This is a genomic window from Psychrobacter sp. Ps7 (genome assembly GCF_022129225.1).
In the GTDB taxonomy this organism is placed as follows: Bacteria; Pseudomonadota; Gammaproteobacteria; order Pseudomonadales; family Moraxellaceae; genus Psychrobacter; species Psychrobacter immobilis_A.
Genome location: NZ_JADQAH010000013.1, coordinates 1 through 17,932 on the forward strand (window position 1 = coordinate 1; position 17,932 = coordinate 17,932).

Annotated in this window: 25 protein-coding genes and 1 tRNA gene; 22 read left to right on the forward strand and 4 right to left on the reverse strand. The window is 44.4% G+C overall.

All coding sequences use genetic code 11. The features are described from left to right. Nucleotides 1-4 precede the first annotated feature (4 nt). The 4 genes from I3257_RS06350 to gatC all read right to left on the reverse strand — a co-directional run bounded on the left by I3257_RS06350 (nt 5) and on the right by gatC (nt 3,614). A tRNA-Pro gene (locus tag I3257_RS06350) sits at nt 5-81 on the reverse strand. A gap of 127 nt (nt 82-208) precedes the next feature. Continuing rightward, a complete protein-coding gene (gatB, locus tag I3257_RS06355; protein ID WP_238049155.1) occupies nt 209-1,735 on the reverse strand; it encodes an Asp-tRNA(Asn)/Glu-tRNA(Gln) amidotransferase subunit GatB in 1,527 nt (508 codons plus the stop codon). After that, nucleotides 1,735-3,231 (reverse strand): Asp-tRNA(Asn)/Glu-tRNA(Gln) amidotransferase subunit GatA, encoded by a 1,497-nt coding sequence (gatA, locus tag I3257_RS06360; RefSeq protein WP_238049156.1) that lies wholly within the window; start codon nt 3,229-3,231, stop codon nt 1,735-1,737. Before gatA ends, gatB begins: the two co-directional genes overlap by 1 nt. A 68-nt stretch (nt 3,232-3,299) precedes the next feature. Continuing rightward, entirely contained in the window at nt 3,300-3,614 is a 315-nt protein-coding gene (gatC, locus tag I3257_RS06365; RefSeq protein ID WP_045446594.1) for an Asp-tRNA(Asn)/Glu-tRNA(Gln) amidotransferase subunit GatC, read from the reverse strand. Between the two features lie 643 nt (nt 3,615-4,257). Between gatC and I3257_RS06370 the strand changes: the two genes are divergently transcribed. The 22 genes from I3257_RS06370 to rplF all read left to right on the forward strand — a co-directional run bounded on the left by I3257_RS06370 (nt 4,258) and on the right by rplF (nt 17,926). Beyond that, nucleotides 4,258-5,286 carry a rod shape-determining protein gene (locus I3257_RS06370; protein ID WP_083475748.1) on the forward strand — a complete coding sequence of 343 codons (1,029 nt, stop codon included), beginning with the start codon at nt 4,258-4,260 and terminating at the stop codon, nt 5,284-5,286. Between the two features lie 189 nt (nt 5,287-5,475). Beyond that, nucleotides 5,476-6,336 carry a rod shape-determining protein MreC gene (gene mreC / locus I3257_RS06375; RefSeq protein WP_238049157.1) on the forward strand — a complete coding sequence of 287 codons (861 nt, stop codon included), beginning with the start codon at nt 5,476-5,478 and terminating at the stop codon, nt 6,334-6,336. Between the two features lie 161 nt (nt 6,337-6,497). Then, entirely contained in the window at nt 6,498-6,983 is a 486-nt protein-coding gene (gene mreD, locus I3257_RS06380; RefSeq protein WP_045446600.1) for a rod shape-determining protein MreD, read from the forward strand. Between the two features lie 131 nt (nt 6,984-7,114). Next, nucleotides 7,115-7,780 (forward strand): Maf family protein, encoded by a 666-nt coding sequence (locus tag I3257_RS06385; RefSeq protein WP_238049158.1) that lies wholly within the window; start codon nt 7,115-7,117, stop codon nt 7,778-7,780. A 178-nt stretch (nt 7,781-7,958) separates the two neighbouring features. Further along, complete coding sequence (locus I3257_RS06390) at nt 7,959-9,569, forward strand: Rne/Rng family ribonuclease (protein ID WP_238049159.1); 1,611 nt, start codon at nt 7,959-7,961, stop codon at nt 9,567-9,569. Between the two features lie 441 nt (nt 9,570-10,010). Continuing rightward, entirely contained in the window at nt 10,011-10,322 is a 312-nt protein-coding gene (gene rpsJ, locus I3257_RS06395; protein ID WP_010196670.1) for a 30S ribosomal protein S10, read from the forward strand. A gap of 48 nt (nt 10,323-10,370) precedes the next feature. Next, nucleotides 10,371-11,009: a 50S ribosomal protein L3 gene (rplC, locus tag I3257_RS06400; protein WP_055125271.1), complete on the forward strand. Its 639-nt coding sequence runs from the start codon at nt 10,371-10,373 to the stop codon at nt 11,007-11,009. A gap of 14 nt (nt 11,010-11,023) precedes the next feature. Continuing rightward, nucleotides 11,024-11,626 (forward strand): 50S ribosomal protein L4, encoded by a 603-nt coding sequence (gene rplD / locus I3257_RS06405; RefSeq protein WP_045446611.1) that lies wholly within the window; start codon nt 11,024-11,026, stop codon nt 11,624-11,626. Beyond that, nucleotides 11,623-11,973: a 50S ribosomal protein L23 gene (gene rplW, locus I3257_RS06410; protein ID WP_010196677.1), complete on the forward strand. Its 351-nt coding sequence runs from the start codon at nt 11,623-11,625 to the stop codon at nt 11,971-11,973. The genes rplD and rplW overlap by 4 nt, the downstream gene beginning before the upstream one ends. Nucleotides 11,974-11,984: 11 nt before the next feature. Further along, nucleotides 11,985-12,812: a 50S ribosomal protein L2 gene (gene rplB, locus I3257_RS06415; RefSeq protein ID WP_055125272.1), complete on the forward strand. Its 828-nt coding sequence runs from the start codon at nt 11,985-11,987 to the stop codon at nt 12,810-12,812. A gap of 12 nt (nt 12,813-12,824) precedes the next feature. Then, nucleotides 12,825-13,100 carry a 30S ribosomal protein S19 gene (gene rpsS, locus I3257_RS06420; protein WP_010196682.1) on the forward strand — a complete coding sequence of 92 codons (276 nt, stop codon included), beginning with the start codon at nt 12,825-12,827 and terminating at the stop codon, nt 13,098-13,100. 10 nt (nt 13,101-13,110) lie between these two features. Continuing rightward, a complete protein-coding gene (gene rplV / locus I3257_RS06425; protein ID WP_045446615.1) occupies nt 13,111-13,440 on the forward strand; it encodes a 50S ribosomal protein L22 in 330 nt (109 codons plus the stop codon). 3 nt (nt 13,441-13,443) lie between these two features. Then, nucleotides 13,444-14,172, forward strand: a complete 729-nt coding sequence (gene rpsC / locus I3257_RS06430; RefSeq protein WP_045446618.1) for a 30S ribosomal protein S3 — start codon at nt 13,444-13,446, stop codon at nt 14,170-14,172. A gap of 3 nt (nt 14,173-14,175) precedes the next feature. Then, nucleotides 14,176-14,589: a 50S ribosomal protein L16 gene (gene rplP, locus I3257_RS06435; RefSeq protein WP_055125273.1), complete on the forward strand. Its 414-nt coding sequence runs from the start codon at nt 14,176-14,178 to the stop codon at nt 14,587-14,589. Then, the gene (gene rpmC / locus I3257_RS06440) at nt 14,589-14,786 is read left to right on the forward strand and encodes a 50S ribosomal protein L29 (protein ID WP_011279794.1); all 198 of its coding nucleotides are present in this window, start codon (nt 14,589-14,591) and stop codon (nt 14,784-14,786) included. The genes rplP and rpmC overlap by 1 nt, the downstream gene beginning before the upstream one ends. Further along, nucleotides 14,783-15,055 (forward strand): 30S ribosomal protein S17, encoded by a 273-nt coding sequence (rpsQ, locus tag I3257_RS06445; protein WP_045446623.1) that lies wholly within the window; start codon nt 14,783-14,785, stop codon nt 15,053-15,055. The genes rpmC and rpsQ overlap by 4 nt, the downstream gene beginning before the upstream one ends. Nucleotides 15,056-15,236: 181 nt before the next feature. Then, the gene (gene rplN, locus I3257_RS06450; RefSeq protein ID WP_010196702.1) at nt 15,237-15,605 is read left to right on the forward strand and encodes a 50S ribosomal protein L14; all 369 of its coding nucleotides are present in this window, start codon (nt 15,237-15,239) and stop codon (nt 15,603-15,605) included. 8 nt (nt 15,606-15,613) lie between these two features. Further along, nucleotides 15,614-15,931 (forward strand): 50S ribosomal protein L24, encoded by a 318-nt coding sequence (gene rplX / locus I3257_RS06455; protein WP_045446626.1) that lies wholly within the window; start codon nt 15,614-15,616, stop codon nt 15,929-15,931. A 21-nt stretch (nt 15,932-15,952) separates the two neighbouring features. After that, nucleotides 15,953-16,489 (forward strand): 50S ribosomal protein L5, encoded by a 537-nt coding sequence (rplE, locus tag I3257_RS06460; RefSeq protein WP_011512858.1) that lies wholly within the window; start codon nt 15,953-15,955, stop codon nt 16,487-16,489. A 12-nt stretch (nt 16,490-16,501) separates the two neighbouring features. After that, nucleotides 16,502-16,807: a 30S ribosomal protein S14 gene (gene rpsN, locus I3257_RS06465; protein ID WP_021813378.1), complete on the forward strand. Its 306-nt coding sequence runs from the start codon at nt 16,502-16,504 to the stop codon at nt 16,805-16,807. Between the two features lie 11 nt (nt 16,808-16,818). Continuing rightward, entirely contained in the window at nt 16,819-17,217 is a 399-nt protein-coding gene (gene rpsH / locus I3257_RS06470; RefSeq protein ID WP_045446631.1) for a 30S ribosomal protein S8, read from the forward strand. A gap of 175 nt (nt 17,218-17,392) precedes the next feature. Then, a complete protein-coding gene (gene rplF, locus I3257_RS06475) occupies nt 17,393-17,926 on the forward strand; it encodes a 50S ribosomal protein L6 (RefSeq protein WP_045446634.1) in 534 nt (177 codons plus the stop codon). Nucleotides 17,927-17,932 lie beyond the last annotated feature (6 nt).

Here is a 17,932-nt window from a genome sequence, read left to right on the forward strand (position 1 = left end):
TGTTTGGTCGGAACGGCAGGATTTGAACCTGCGACCACTACACCCCCAGTGTAGTGCGCTACCAGACTGCGCTACGCCCCGAATGACTGACTATTTTACGCAAAATTATGCATATTGCAAGGGCTATTTATTTTAGTCAAACTCTATAACCTTAATTTACGTATCACAGTCAGCATAACCAATGGGCAAAACCAATCAGCAATTATCCTTAACCTAGTAGCTCTTTGAGGATTTGGTTGACTTGCTGCGGGTTGGCACTACCACGACTGGCTTTCATGACTTGACCGACCAGACCGTTAAAGGCTTTTTCTTTACCGCCGCGATACTCTTCAACCATGGCTGCATTTTTAGCGATGACTTCTTCAACGATGGCTTTAATAGCGCCCGTATCGGTTTCTTGCTTAAGCCCTTTTTCTTCGATGATTTTGTCAGCGGCATCATCAGCATCACCGCCTTCACGCTCGTATAGAGCGCTAAAGACTTTCTTAGCCAATTTGCCAGATAGCGTATCGTCTTTAATTCGGGCTAGCATGCCAGCCAATTGCTTGGCGCTGATAGGGGAGTCAGTAATTTCTTTATCATCTTTATTTAGCGCACCGAGTAGGTCACCCATCACCCAGTTGCCAGCCATTTTGGCATCTGCTCGCCCAATTTCTTCGACGACTGCTTCGAAATAATCAGCAATTTGACGACTACCCGTTAGGATGCGAGCATCATATTCTGATAGACCAAGCGCTTCTTCAAAACGGGCACGACGAGCAACGGGTAGCTCCGGCATTGCTGCACGAATGCTATCAACCGTATGCTGTTCGATACGCACAGGCAGCAAGTCAGGATCAGGGAAATAGCGATAATCGTTGGCGTCTTCTTTGGTACGCATGGTACGAGTTTCATCACGCTCTGGATCATAAAGCATTGTCGCTTGAACGACTTTGCCACCGTCTTCTAAGATATCGATCTGACGCTCGATTTCACGATTGATGGCACGCTCAATAAAGCGGAACGAGTTGAGGTTTTTCAGCTCAGTACGTGTACCCAATTCAGCACCAGGCTTACGGATAGAGACGTTACAATCACAGCGGAATGAGCCTTCTGCCATCACTGCGTCTGAGATACCAAGCCACGTGACCAGCTGATGAATGGCTTTGATGTAGGCAAGTGCTTCGTGAGCAGAGCGCATGTCTGGCTCAGAGACGATTTCGATTAATGGCGTACCAGCACGGTTCAAATCCACACCAGTCATACCATCGACGGCGTCGTGTACTGACTTGCCAGCGTCTTCTTCTAAATGCGCACGAGTGATACCCATACGTTTGGGATATTCGTTCTTATCCCCTTCATTGACCACGACATCGATATAGCCTTCGCCAACGATAGGGTTGGCCATCTGGGTGATTTGATAGCCTTTAGGCAAATCTGGATAGAAGTAGTTTTTACGGTCAAACGTATTAAATAGACCCAACTCAGCGTTGACGCCGATACCGAATTTTAAGGCACGATTGACCACGCCAGCATTTAGCACTGGCAATACACCAGGCAGACCTAAGTCTACAATGCTGGCTTGGCTGTTTGGCTCATGACCAAAATCAGTTGGCGCACTTGAGAATATTTTACTCTCCGTATTTAGCTGGCAGTGAATCTCAATGCCGATGACCACTTCATAACCATCGACGAAAAGCTCTTTACGTACGGCGTGTTCACGGACGGCATTGTTATCAGTAATAGCTGTACTCATTATACCGTCTCCTTCGCGATGGCAGAGTGTTGTAGATGATGATCTGTATGCTGCTGGAATAAGTGAGCAGTCGTGAGTAATTGGCTCTCTTGCCAATGTTGACCGATTAACTGTAAGCCAACAGGCAAACCTTCTGAGGTTAGACCAACTGGCTGGCTAACCGCAGGTAGACCCGCTAAGTTAACAGCGATGGTATAAACGTCACCCAAGTACATGGTCGCAGGATCAAGGTTGTCAGTAAGCTTGTAAGCAGCGGTTGGTGCTGTTGGGCTAGCAATCACATCACAGCTAGCAAACGCTTCATCGAAGTCTTTGACGATTAAGCGGCGAATCTTCTGTGCTTTAGTATAGTACGCATCGAAGTAGCCAGCCGATAGCGCATAAGTGCCGGTCAAAATACGGCGCTGTACTTCTGGGCCAAAACCTTCAGAGCGTGAACGCGTGTATAGATCGAGTAGATCGGTTGGATTCTCACAGCGATAGCCAAAGCGTACGCCATCGAAGCGTGACAGGTTTGATGATGCTTCGGCAGGGGCTAGCATGTAGTAAGTGGCAAGGGTAATCTCAGGATCAGTGATATTCACCTCCACAATCGTCGCACCCAGCTCTTCATATTTTTTCAGAGCAGCACGTACGGTCGTTTCTACCTCAGTGTCTAGTCCAGTACTAAAATATTCTTTGGCAACACCAATACGTAGACCGTCAAATGGCTTATCACCAGCCGCGGCTTCAGCATCATTGATGTCTTGTACGTAGTCAGGCATATCGTATTTGATAGAAGTCGCATCGCGTGGATCGTGACCAATCATTGGCTGTAGCAGATAGGCACAATCTTTAGCGCTGCGTCCCATGCTACCAGCTTGATCAAGGCTTGAGGCATAGGCAATCATACCAAAGCGAGAGACGCGACCATAGGTTGGCTTGATACCGGTTAGTCCACAAAATGAGGCAGGCTGACGAATAGAGCCGCCAGTATCACTACCCGTTGCGACTGGGACAAAACCTGCGGCAACGGCGGCAGCACTACCACCTGATGAACCACCAGGGACGCGCTCTAGGTTCCAAGGGTTCTGCACAGTGCCATAGTAAGAGCTGCTGTTGTCTGAGCCCATCGCAAACTCATCCATATTGAGCTTGCCTAAACTAATCATGCCTGCTTTGTCGATGTTAGAAACGATGGTAGCATCATAAGGCGAGATAAAGTTATGCAGCATCTTAGAGCCACAAGTCGTCAGTACACCTTGAGTACAAAAAATGTCTTTGTGCGCCATCGGTACGCCAAGTAATGGACGCTGATCGCCTTGTGCGCGCATCTCGTCTGCTGCCTTTGCTTGCGCGCGTGCTGTCTCAGAAGTATGAGTGATAAAGCTGTTTATCTTGCCATCTAACGCATTGATGCGCTTGATATAGTGTTCGGTTAATTCCGCGCTGCTAAATTGTTTGTCTTGCAAGCCCGTAATAAGCTGCTGGGTACTTAATAGATGAAGTTCTGACATAAGGTGTCGTCCGTCAAAATGTGAATAGCATAAAGTAAAATAGGGTAGCGATTAAAGCAGCGCGCTGCTTATTCAATCACTTGTGGAACCAAATATAAGCCATCTTCAACAGCTGGGGCGACTGACTGATTGCGCGCGCGGTTGATATCGTGTTTGGCCACATCAGCCCGCAATTCTTGGCAAGCTTCATGAATGTTTGCTAAGGGTTTGATGCCTGTGGTATCCACGTTAGATAGCGTATTCATCAGTTTTAATACTTTACTAATATCGTCGGCATAGCTATCGGCTGTGCTTTCATCGACACCCAAACGTGCAAGGTTGGCAACTTCTAGGATTTCTTCACGGCTGACGTTGCTGTCAGACGTTGCTGGTTGCTGTGACATAGTTTCTCCAGTGAAGGACAGTTTTTGTTAGAGTAGAATGCGGCTAAAATAGACAAGCATTAGATATAGATAATTATTAACACAAACTAAAACAAGGGGTTTATCTTAAGATGTATATATAGTGGCTTTATTATAAAGCATCTGGCTTAAGTTTACAGAGCATGACGCTTGATTGATGCACAATATCAACCAAGATGGCGTGATTTGCAAAATTGACCGTATAATTCACGATTGATTCTCAATTGCTTACCCATTACGTTCTGAAATACGTTACAGTATGCACCTGTGCTGCTAAGCAAAATTATCATTTGCCTGTAGAGCCTTGTTAGTTATTGAATTAAATGATGTTTCATTAAGTCGAATGGTGTTTACTGCTATTTTAAACTTTGTAACAACTTTTAGCGTTTAAGACCGAAATCCTGACTTACTGATGCAAATATCTGTGTTTTTTTTGAGCCAAATCGGTATAATTTAGCTCAGTTTTTCCATTGCATCATTATTGCTTAGGTTTGACTTGTTGCGAGGTTCAAATTTCGCCATAAGTAATGTCTAACGACGACCTGCTCAACGCTGACGAGTAACGCCTCAGTCAATCTCAGTCAATCTCATTCGCCTCATTTGTAATACGCTGGAAATATTAGTCATGAACCTGTTTGGATTTTTATCAAATAATATCGCTATCGACCTCGGTACTGCGAACACTCTCATTTTTATTCCTAATAAAGGCGTCGTACTTGACGAGCCTACGGTGGTTGCGTTACGAAGTAATCGTACACAAAACCCTACCGTTGCGGCTGTTGGTATTGATGCCAAGCAGATGCTTGGTCGTACACCTGCCAATATTACAGCGATTCGCCCATTAAAAGACGGCGTGATTGCTGACTTTGAAGTGACGCAAAAAATGCTCAAGCATTTCATCACGAAGGTAAAAGCCAAGCGTTTTATGGCGCAGCCTAATGTGGTGGTTTGTGTGCCTTGTAAGTCTACTCTGGTTGAGCGTAAAGCGATTCGTGAAGCGGTATCTTCGGCAGGTGCGAGTAAAGTACTATTGTTAGAAGAGCCAATGGCAGCTGCCATCGGTGCTGGCTTGCCAGTTCATGAGGCCAGCGGTTCGATGGTGGTTGATATTGGTGGCGGCACGACGGAGATTGCCGTTATCGCGTTATCTGGTTGCGTTTATGCCGAGTCGATTCGTATCGGTGGCGATATGTTTGATGACGCTATTATCACCCATGTGCGCCGTACCCATGGTTGTGTGATTGGTGAGACGACAGCTGAGCGTATCAAACACGAAGTTGGCTCTGCTTTGAATGAAGACAGTCAGCTAGAAGTTGAAGTTCGCGGTCGTAGCATGGCAGAAGGCGTGCCAAAAACCTTTACTGTTAATTCAGAAGAAGTACAAAAAGCCCTGAGTGATCCGCTGAGCGGTATCGTTAGTGCAGTGAAAGCTGCACTTGAGCAGACGCCACCTGAGCTGTCATCAGATATCGCAGAGCGTGGTATTGTTTTGACGGGCGGCGGTGCGCTGTTACGTGATTTGGACAAGTTAATCTCAAGAGAGACAGGTCTACCTGTGACCGTTGCTGAAGATCCATTGACTTGTGTTAGCCGCGGCGGTGGTATTGCGCTTGACTTTATCAATAACAAAAGCTTGAACATGATTTTTGTTTAGATTGCTTTAGTTAAGCACTGCGGTATTGATAAATCATCTTCGTCGTGCTTGATGATAGCTTGTGTAAAAATAGTGGGTCAAAACAGTATAAAATTAAAGGTAGCCAGTTGCGCTGCCTTTAATTGCATTAATCAACTAGAACCCAGTACTGGCTACTGCTTATTTTATAACTCCTGAGTTAGAAGACTTATGACCCCAAGTATTTTTGCGCGCCAGCCGTTAGCACTTCGTAAGACTGCCATTGTATTAATAGCAGCTCTGATACTGATGTGGTTCGATAGCAAAAATTCAGAATGGTTTAATCCAGTACGCAGTACCAGTCATGCCGCGATGCAGCCTATTTATGAGCTATCACTGTTACCGAGTTATGCCAAGCATTGGGCAGGTGGCAGCTTACAGTCTAAAGAAGCGCTGCGCCGCGAAAACATGCAATTGAAGTCTCAGCTTATCCATGCGCAAGCCAAGTTGCAGCAGCAAGATTATATTTTGGCACAAAATGCGCGGCTGCAAGGTATTCTATCAACGACCAAGCCTGAACAATTTGATCTTAATTTGGCACAGGTAATCGGTACAGACACCAACTTACTCAGACAAATCGTGGTGCTCAATAAAGGGGTTCAAGACGGGGTTCAAGTTGGACAAACAGTGATTGATGAGGACGGTATTTTAGGGCAGATTATTAATGTCTATCCCAATACCAGTCGCCTACTATTGATTACTGATGAGCAGCAATCAGTTGCAGTTACAGTCAAGCGCACAGGTCAACGCGCTATCGTGACAGGGCAAGGTATACCAACCTCATTAAGCCTTGATTATGTGTTCAAAACCTCAGACGTGCGTGTGGGTGATGAGCTGGTGTCATCAGGATTGGGTGGGCGTATTCCAGCAGGGTATCGTGTCGGGCGTATCGCCCATATTAAAGATACTCAAGCCGATAACTTTAGAAGTATAGAAGTGACCCCAGCGGCGAACTTTATCGATAATGCGTATGTATTAGTCCTGCAAGATAAGCTGGTGAATAAAAATAATATGACTCTTAATGAGCGCTAAGAAGTTAGGCGCTCAATACGTAAGCACCAATCAGATAATGGCTGGCATCTATTTATTAACTGGTCTGTTTTTTGATACATTTTTAGCCATGGTTTTTATCCCATCAATGCCCACTCATGCTTTAACAGCAGCCATCAATACATTCGTTAAGGTAAGTACCCATGTCGTATCCTGATTCTGAGAATGCAACGGTACTACTGATTGCTACTATCATTCTAAGTTTTGTTATTGCGTCATCGCTTAATGTCTATCCGTTAAGTCCTAGTATGGCTACCTTACGCCCTATGGTCATGATCATGGTGCTAATTTTTTGGTTGTTATTTCAGCCACGCTATGTTGGTATTTTTACAGCATTTACCATCGGTCTCATTGCTGACTTACTCATGGATACCCATTTGGGACAGCAAGCCTTTGCCGCCGTGGCAGTCGCCTTCTTCATAAAAATAACCAGTATTTATATTAGGCAACTAAATACCATCAGTGCATGGTTATTAGCGAGCTTAGGATTGGTTGTTTTTCAATTATGTTTATGGATATTACAGATGTTTATCCAGAATGTCTTTGTCGCACAATCTGCCTTATCGCTGTTGATGAGTATCATCAGCTGGCCATTGGTACTACTGGCTTTGCGTAAATTTGCGTCATAAGAAAAATTCTGCTGCCAACCAATAAGACTGTAGCGCTGGTGTTTATTAATCATGACTAACTAATATTAATGCACTAACAGGCAGCAGTTTTCGGTAGTAGGTAGATAAATTCAGATATAAAGAGAGTAGCGATGGATATTATTTTAGCTTCTGGTTCGCCGCGCCGTCGTGAGCTGTTAGAAAGAGCACAACTAGAATTTAGCACATTGAGTGTAGATGTCGATGAAACAAAGCATGATGAGGAGTCACCTACAGACTATATCGAGCGCATGGTCGCCACTAAAGCTGAGGCTGCCATACAGCAACTAGCATCACGCTTGAAAACGGATAAAAGCTGTTTTTCTGACTCATTTATCATTCTAACGTCTGATACCATCGGTGTGCTGGCAGATGGTCAAACAGTGCTGGTCAAGCCAGTCGATCGTGAGCACGCTTATAGCATGTGGCGACAGATGTCTGATAGTGTCCATGAAGTATGGACAGCAGTTCAAGCAACTTATGTATCATTATCTTCTAAAGCGGCTAACAGCCCAACTCATGAGCCAGTATTTCAAATCATTAATCAGCAACAAATCACTGAGCGTACCGAAGTGACCTTTATAGCGCTCACTGCGGAGATGATGAGTAATTACTGGGAAAGTGGTGAGCCTGCTGATAAAGCGGGTGGTTATGGTATACAAGGTTTGGGTGCTATTTGGGTCAGCCGTATCAATGGTAGCTATACCAATGTCGTGGGTTTACCGCTTCCACAAACGCTGGCGTTAATTAAAAACGTCACAGATATTAGTGTCAAGTAAAATACGAGACAGAACCTGATGGAGATTATTTGTCTCTCAGAGATTGATTGTCACTCTAACCTGCTGCACATAATAACACGCGAGAGTAATGGGCGAGAGCCAGCTGCATTTGTTACACTATAAAGATAATAGACGATGAACGTCTAACAAGAAAGCTGAGAGATAAGAGAAAAGTATTATGTCCGAAGAGCTGCTGATTAATATTAGTCCAATGGAATCCCGTGTCGCAGTCTTAGACAATGGCATCTTGGGCGAAATTTATATTGAACGTCATCATAAATTGGGTCTGGTCGGCAATATCTATCTGGGTACAGTCGTACGCGTTTTACCTGGTATGCAGGCAGCATTCGTTGATATCGGGCAGTCGCGGACAGCATTTTTACACGTCAATGATATGCAGCGTGAGCCGCGTCCAGTAGCAGAAAATAAAAGTAAAGCGGCTGACAATAGCGATAAAAACTCGGATAGCAATATAGAAGATGCTGTGGTAGAAAATAGTACTGATAACTTGGCTGTCACGCCACCGGTGGTTAGTATACAAAATACCGAAGTCATCCCTGTGTCTAAAACGTTGATTCAACATCGCTTGCATGAAAGCCAACGTATTTTAGTGCAAGTGACCAAAGATCAGTTAGGCAGTAAAGGCGCTCGCTTGACCACCAATATATCCTTGCCATCTCGCTATTTGGTGTATCTACCTTCAAGCGAACACATTGGTATCTCACAACGTATTGATGGGGAAGAGGAGCGCACTCGTCTTAAAACTGAGTTGTCTAGTTTGATGCAAACGGTCAATCTAAAAGGCGGTCTCATCGCTCGTACCGCCGCTGAACGTGTCCCTGTCGATAAGCTTGAAGAAGACATTTATTATCTATTGCAGCTGTGGCGTACCATCTGCGCGCGTCGCCAAGAGATGAAACAACATCAAAGTTCTGAGCTTATTTATCAAGAGCTATCATTACCGCTGCGCTCTATCCGTGATTTGGTACACGCGGATACCGAGAAAGTCATCATTGATAATGCACAAATTTATGAACAAGTCAGATCCTTTGCCAAAGAGTTTGTGCCTTTTGTCTATGACCGCATTGTCCATTATACCGCTGAGCCATCCTTGTTTGATGTCCATCGTGTCGAAGAAGATTTGCGTGATGCTTTAAAACGCCGCGTAGATTTAAAATCAGGTGGCTATCTCATTATCGACCAAACAGAAGCGATGACCACGATCGATGTCAATACGGGATCATTCGTAGGCGGGCGTTCGTTAGAAGATACGGTTTATAAAACCAATCTTGAGGCAACTCATGCAATCGCCCGTCAGCTGCGTTTGCGTAATCTAGGCGGTATTATCATTCTAGACTTTATTGACATGCTTGAACAGCAGCATAAAGATGATGTGTTAGAGAGCCTGCAATCACAGCTAGTACAAGACTATGCCAAAACTAAGATTACTCAGGTCAGTGAGCTTGGGTTAGTAGAGATGACGCGTAAACGTACGCGTGAGTCGCTCGGACAGCAGCTATGTGAGCCATGCTCGACCTGTCAAGGACGCGGCTTTGTCAAAACGGCTGAGACAGTGTGCTTTGAGATATTCCGTGAAATCATGCGTTGTGCTCGTACTTATAACTCTCCCAAGAAATTTACGGTCGTTGCTCATGCCGCAGTCATTGATTTACTTCTCACTTCAGAGTCAGACACAGTGGCAGATTTAGAGTATTTACTTGGTAGAGTGATTACCTTTGATGTCGAAAATCTCTATACTCAAGAGCAATATGACATTGTTTTGGATTGATGTTTCATAGCTTTAGATTAACAGTGCATAGTTATCGATTCATATAAGCGTGATTATTAAGCACAGATGCTGTTGTTTACATATTACTGTTTATAAAGGGTAATATCATAAGTCGCTACAGATATTACCCTTGCAATGACTGAAATACTATGTATAATATACACCACTGAATTATATATGCGCCGCCAATCAAACAGCGGGCGCTATGACAGCTAGAGCATCGTTTCTAGCACTATTTCATTATGCCTTTGCTGACATCCTATAATGGAAGGGTCGGCGGGGCTTTAAACTATTTTGCTTTTGGCACGCTACAAGTTCGGATAAAGAACTCATTCTGGTTAAGAACAGAAGGCCGCTTTAAGTGAATATTTAACCAAACGGCTTTTGATCATATCTTTGCAAAGCAAAAATGACAAAAGCACATATTAGGAGCTTGCTGGCATGGCTAACCAGAGAATCCGTATCCGTCTTAAGTCTTTTGATCATCGTCTGATTGATCAATCTGCACAAGAGATTGTTGATACTGCAAAGCGCACCGGTGCGCAAGTTTGTGGTCCTGTACCGTTGCCGACTCGCATTGAGCGCTTCAACGTTCTAACTTCACCACACGTAAACAAAGACGCTCGTGATCAGTACGAAATCCGTACTCATAAGCGTATGGTTGACATCGTTCAACCTACCGACAAAACTGTGGATGCGCTAATGAAGCTTGACTTGGCGGCGGGTGTTGACGTTCAAATTGCTTTGGGTTAATGCACATAAACACCCAACCCATTAATATAAGATATAAAGAGGTCTAAAATGGCGATCGGTTTAGTCGGTAAAAAATGCGGCATGACCCGTGTCTTCACTGAAGCAGGCGCATCTATCCCTGTAACAGTGGTTGAGATCAGTGCTAATCGCATTACTCAAGTAAAAAATACTGATGTAGATGGCTATCAAGCCATCCAAGTTACCACAGGTACCCGTCGTGACAGCCGCGTAGCAGCAGCTCAAAAAGGTCACTTCGCTAAAGCTGGCGTTGCCGCTGGTCGTGGTGTTTGGGAATTTCGTGCCAATGATAGCGATCTTGAAGGTCGTGAAATTGGTGGTGAGATCCTAGCTGACTTGTTCGAACAAGGTCAGATGGTTGATGTCACAGGTAACAGTAAAGGTAAAGGCTTTCAAGGCGGCGTGAAGCGTCACAACTTCAGCATGCAAGATGCCACTCATGGTAACTCAGTATCTCACCGTGCCATTGGTTCAACTGGTCAAAACCAGTCACCAGGTAAAGTCTTCAAAGGCAAAAAAATGCCAGGTCAGATGGGTAACAAACGCGTTACCGTTCAGGGCCTAGAAGTGATATCGGTTGATGTTGAAAAAGGGTTACTTGTCATCAAGGGTGCTATCCCAGGTGCCACCGGTGGCGATGTCATCGTACGTCCGTCAGTCAAAGCCTAAGCAAGGGGATTAACGTGGATTTAAAAACAGTTACAGGGGCGGCAGTTGAGCTTTCTGATACGGCTTTCGGTCGTGAATTCAACGAAGCACTAGTGCATCAAGTCGTCACCGCATATCTTGCTGGTGCTCGTCAAGGTACACGCGCTCAAAAAACCCGTGCCGAAGTTTCTGGTGGTGGCATTAAGCCATGGCGCCAAAAAGGTACTGGTCGCGCTCGTGCAGGTTCTATTCGTAGCCCAATCTGGCGTGGGGGCGGTCGTGCATTCGCGGCTAAACCACAAGATTGGTCACAGAAAGTTAACCGTAAAATGTATCGCGGTGCTATGCAGTGTATCTTAGCCGAATTGATTCGCCAAGAGCGTTTGATTTTGGTCGAAGAGCTAAGCGTTTCTGGACCTAAGACTAAAGAGTTGATTGCAAAGTTAGGTGAGTTAAATGCATCACGTGCATTAATCGTCACTAAAGAAGTTGACGAAAACTTATACTTAGCTGCTCGCAACATCCCACATGTCAATGTACTTGATACAAGTGAAGTGGATCCAGTGAGCTTGATCGCTTTTGATAAAGTGATCATGACAGTCGAAGCTGCGAAACAATTTGAGGAAGCACTAGCATGAATAACGCAAGACTTTATCAGATCCTAAGAGGACCTGTATTCTCAGAGAAATCTCAAATGCTTGGCGACTCACTTGGTGTGCAGGTATTTAAAATTGACTCTAACGCTACTAAGCTTGAAGTCAAAAAAGCGGTTGAGATGATGTTTGAAGGTGTTGAAGTTTTAAAAGTAAACACTTTGAATGTTAAAGGTAAGACAAAGCGTTTTGGTAAAAGTATTGGCCGTCGTAATGACTACAAAAAAGCCTACGTTACCTTAAAAGCTGGTCAAGATGTACAAATGGCTGATGCTGGTGAAGAGGTCGCGAATACGACTGCTTCTACTAGTGAAACAGCGAACAACGAATAAGGATTACACTCATGCCTATCGTAAAAGCAAAGCCAACATCACCAGGCCGTCGTTTTGTTGAAAAAGTGGTGCATCCACACCTTTATAAAGGTCGTCCGTTTGCAGCGCTTCTCGAATCAAAAAGTAAAACTGGTGGTCGTAACAATAATGGTCGCATAACGACTCGTCATATTGGCGGTGGTCATAAGCAGCATTATCGTATTATCGATTTCAAACGTACTAAAGACAATATCCCAGCAACGGTAGAGCGTATTGAATACGATCCTAACCGTACTGCACACATTGCTTTACTTAAGTACGCTGATGGCGAACGTCGCTATATCATTGCTGCTAAAAAACAAGCAGTTGGCGATACAGTAATGTCAGGTGAGCTATCACCAATTCGTCCAGGTAACTGTTTACCGCTGAAAAACATCCCATTGGGTACTGTGATCCATAATATCGAACTTAAAATCGGTAAAGGCGCACAGATGGCTCGTTCTGCGGGTGCTAGCGTTCAGTTGTTAGGTCGTGAAGGTATTTATGCTATTCTACGTATGCGCTCTGGCGAAACACGCCGTGTACACGTGAACTGCCGTGCCGTTATCGGTGAAGTTTCTAACACTGAAAACAACTTGAAATCACTTGGTAAAGCCGGTGCTTCACGTTGGCGTGGTGTTCGTCCTTCTGTTCGTGGTGTTGCTATGAACCCGGTTGATCACCCACATGGTGGTGGTGAAGGTCGTAATAAAGGTCGCCATCCAACCAGCCCTTGGGGTCAGAAGTCTAAAGGACTTAAAACGCGTAGTAATAAGCGTACTGACAATATGATCATCCGCCGTCGCGCCAAGAAGAAATAAAGGAAGAATTTCATGCCTCGTTCATTGAAAAAAGGTCCATTCATAGACGCGCATTTGTTTGCCAAAGTTGAGAATGCATTAGACACCAACTCACGCAAGCCAATTAAGACTTGGTCGCGCCGTTCGATGATCCTACCACAAATGGTTGGCTTAACCTTGTCTGTTCACAATGGCCGTACTCATGTACCGGTTATCGTGAGTGAACAGATGGTTGGTCATAAACTAGGTGAATTTGCCCCGACTCGTACGTATCGTGGTCATGGCATTGACAAAAAAGCTAAGAGATAAGGTGCTTACCATGGAAGTAACTGCAAAATTACGCGGTGCCGCCATATCGGCACAAAAAGTTAGACTCGTTGCCGATGAAGTTCGTGGCAAATCTATCGAGCGTGCTTTGGATATCCTAACGTATAGTAATAAAAAAGGCGCTGTATTTGTTAAGAAATGTCTTAACTCAGCCATCGCCAATGCCGAACATAACAACGGTCTAGATATTGATACCCTTAAAGTATCAACCATCTACGTTGATGAAGGCATTACGCTAAAACGTATCCTACCACGTGCTAAAGGTCGCGCTGATCGTATCAGTAAGCGTACCTGTCACATCACTATAAAGGTAGGAGAATAAGTTATGGGTCAAAAAGTACATCCAATCGGAATTCGTCTTGGTGTTGTAAAGAAGCATAACGCAAACTGGTATGCTAACCCTAAACAATACTCAGAATACCTAATCAACGACATTCAAGTTCGTGAATATCTGCGCAAAAAGCTTGATAGTGCTATGATTAGCAAAATCATGATTGAGCGTCCTACCGGTGCTGCTAAGATTACCATCGCTACTGCGCGTCCTGGTATCGTTATCGGTAAGAAAGGCGAAGACATTGAAAGACTTCAAAAAGAATTGACCAAAATTATGGGCGTACCTGCTCAGGTCAACATTGAAGAAATCACCTCGCCTGATCTTGATGCTCATTTAGTAGCGGAAGGTATCGCAAGTCAGCTTGAGCGTCGTGTTATGTTCCGCCGTGCTATGAAGCGCGCCGTACAGAACAGCATGCGTTCTGGTGCTAAAGGTATTAAAGTTGAGCTGTCTGGCCGTCTTGGCGGTGCTGAGATTGCTCGTACTGAATGGTACCGTGAAGGTCGTGTGCCATTGCATACACTACGCGCTGATATCGACTATTCGTCAGTACGTGCGGAAACTACTTACGGCACCATCGGTGTAAAAGTTTGGATCTTCCGTGGCGAAATCCTTGACGGTATGAACAGTGTATACAATCCCGTTAAAGAAGAGCAGACTCGTGCGCCAAAACGCCGTGGTCGTGGAAACGGAAACCGTCGAAACACAGACAGAGGTTAAACTATGTTACAGCCAAAACGTACCAAGTTTCGTAAAATGCACAAAGGTCGTAACACTGGGCTAGCTCATCGTGGAAGCACCGTTGCATTCGGACAAATTGGTCTAAAATCGTTGACTCGTGGTCGTATGACTGCCCGTCAAATTGAAGCAGCACGTCGTACCATCACTCGTAAAATTAAGCGTGGTGGTAAGATTTGGATCCGTGTATTCCCAGACAAACCAATTACCAACAAACCACTAGAAGTACGTATGGGTAAAGGTAAAGGTCCTGTAGAATATTGGGTATGCGAAATCAAACCTGGTAAAGTGCTATATGAACTCGAAGGGGTTTCAGAAGAACTTGCTCGCGAAGCGTTTACGCTTGCTGCAGCAAAACTGCCCTTTAAAACTACCATTGTTAAGCGGACGATAATGTAATGAAGATCAGTGAATTACGTGATAAATCATTAGAAGAACTGACTCAGTTACTTGATGAAAAGCAACTTGATGCTTTCCGTATTCGTATGGCTAAAGCAACTGGTCAGTTGGGTAATACCCATGAAGTACGTGTTAATCGTCGTGCGATTGCTCAGCTTCAGACTTTGATTAACGAGAAACAACGAGGCGACTCATGAGCGATAACAATCAAACAGCTAATGCTAGCGTATTGACAGGACGAGTTGTCAGTGACAAGATGGACAAGTCCATCACAGTTTTGATTGAGCGTCTGGTTCGTCATCCTTTGTATGGCAAGCAGCTTCGTCGTTCTACAAAAATCAAAGCACATGATGAGAATAACGTTTGCCAACAAGGCGACCTTGTCCGCATCAAAGAAACGCGTCCAATCTCTAAAACCAAGTCTTGGACTTTGGTTGAAGTGGTTGAAAAAGTAGAAAAAATCTAAGTAAATTGCATTAAAAGCCAGAAGCTGTTAAAATAGCCGCCTTTTTAAGGATGCTGATTGCGCCGAGCGTATATCACTCACATTAAGAGTAGCAGCGGTTATTATTATTAAAATGCCGACTACTCATACTGTGCTAGCGGCAGCAACTGGTTTTTATTGCTCATACGTGTGGAGTAACGCTATGATTCAGGTTGAATCGATGCTGGAAGTTGCAGATAATAGCGGTGCAAGACGAGTTCAGTGCATTAAAGTACTGGGTGGCTCTCATCGTCGTTATGCATCAGTTGGCGACATTATTAAAGTAACGGTTAAAGAAGCCATTCCTCGCGGTCGTGTTAAAAAAGGCGACGTGATGAATGCTGTAGTTGTACGTACCAAAAAAGGCGTTCGTCGTCCTGATGGTTCTGTTCTGCGTTTTGACGACAATGCTGCGGTATTGTTGAACCAAAATAAAGCACCGATTGCAACTCGTATTTTTGGACCGGTAACTCGTGAACTACGTGGTGATCAGTTTATGAAAATTGTATCACTAGCACCAGAAGTATTGTGAGGTAATCCATGTCAAAATTACGTAAAGGCGATACAGTTATCGTGATTGCTGGGAAAGACAAAGGCAAGCAAGGTACTGTACAAGCTGTAAAAAATGATCGTATTAAAGTTGAAGGCATTAATATTGTCACTAAACATCAGAAGCCAAATCAGGCAACTGGCGTTGAAGGTGGCATTCTTAAGAAAGAAGCTTTTCTACATATCTCAAATGTCGCAATATTAAATGCGCAAACCCAAAAAGCTGATCGTATTACTTATCAGTTCGGCGAAGACGGCAAGAAACAACGCGTCTATCGTTCGAACGGTGAAGTAGTGGCGACTGCGTAAGACACTAAGGGTGTAATGGTAATGGCAAGATTAAAATCTTTATATAACGAAGAATTAAAGCAGCAAATCAAAGAAGAGCTTGGTTTGGCTAATGTGATGCAAGTGCCTAAAATCACTAAAATCACACTTAACATGGGTGTGGGCGGCGCGTCTCAAGACAAGAAATTGCTTGAAGGTGCAGTAGCTGACATGACCGCTATCGCTGGTCAAAAACCTGTCGTCACCAAAGCGCGTAAATCAGTTGCTGGCTTTAAAATTCGTGAAGAATGGCCAATTGGCTGCAAAGTAACGCTACGCGGTGAGCAAATGTACGAATTTCTAGATCGTCTCATTGCCATTGCAATTCCTCGTATTCGTGATTTCCGCGGTTTTTCACCTAAAGCCTTTGACGGACGTGGTAACTACTCATTGGGTATCAAAGAACAGATCGTATTCCCAGAAGTAGATTTTGACAAGATTGATCGTATCCGCGGTATGGATGTGACAATCACCACGTCAGCTCAATCTGATGAAGAAGGTCGCGCGTTGCTTAAAGCATTCGGCTTCCCATTTAAATAAGGTAAAGACGTTATGGCAAAGAAGAGCATGATTAACCGCGAATTAAAGCGCGAAAAAATGGTTGCTAAGTACGCTGATAAGCGTATCAAGCTAAAAGAAACTATCAGTGATATGACTGCAAGTGACGAGACTCGTATGGAAGCGATGCTAGAGCTACAAGCTCTTCCACGCAATTCATCGCCAGTACGTCTGCGCAATCGTTGTGCTATCACCGGTCGTCCTCACGGTTACTTCCGCAAGTTTGGCTTGTCACGCAATATGCTGCGTGAGCGTGTCATGCAAGGCGATGTGCCTGGTGTTCGTAAAGCAAGCTGGTAAGGGGTAACTATATGAGTATGCAAGATACCGTTGGGGATATGCTAACCCGTATTCGTAACGCACAAATGGCTAACAAAGTATCGGTAGCAATGCCGAGCTCTAAATTACGTAAATCAATTGCTGATTTGCTAGTTAGCGAAGGTTATGTGGCGAGCGCTGTTGTTACTGAAGAAGCAAACAATAAAGCAACCCTATCTATCGAATTGAAATACTTCGAAGGCCGCGCTGTCATCGAAACGATTCAACGTTTTAGCCGTCCTGGTTTACGCCAGTTCCGCGGCAAAGACGCTATCCCTACTGTTAAGCAAGGTATGGGTGTTGCTATCGTATCAACCAGCCAAGGCATCATGAGTGATCGTGCTGCACGCGCTGCTGGTATCGGTGGTGAAATCGTCGCATTTGTAGCGTAAGCTACACGACGATAAAGTCTATTTGATGATTGTTAGACTTCTATTGATTGAGTAATAATGAATTATTTCAAATTGATAGGTGTCTAACGCAGTCAACTATGCTAAACTAACACGCTTTTTAGCCTGTTAGTTTTTTCGCTAATATAAAGAAGTTAATTTTTTAAGGAATATTCCTATGTCTCGTGTGGCTAAAGCCCCAGTGACACTGCCAAACGGCGTAAGTGTTACTTTGAACGATCGGCAGGTCGAAGTGAAAGGCAAGAACGGCATTTTGTCTTTACGCCTGCATGAATTGGTCGAGCTGAAACAGGAAGATGATGCGATCATTTTCTCACCTACAGTCGATTCAAAAGAAGCTATGATGCACACTGGCACCATGCGCGCTCTTGTTAACAACTATGTTAAAGGCGTGAATGAAGGCTTTGAAAAGCGTCTTCAGTTAATTGGTGTTGGTTATCGCGCACAAGTTGCTGGTAACAAGGTAACTTTGAACGTTGGTTACTCTCATCCAGTAGAATATACGTTGCCTGAAGGTGTGTCAGCTGAAACCCCAACGCAAACTGAAATTGTTTTGAAATCAAACAATAAACAGCAGCTTGGTCAAGCAGCGGCTAATATCCGCGGTTTCCGCCCACCTGAGCCTTATAAAGGTAAAGGTATTCGTTATAGTGACGAGCATGTGATTCGCAAAGAAGCCAAGAAAAAATAAGGTGAG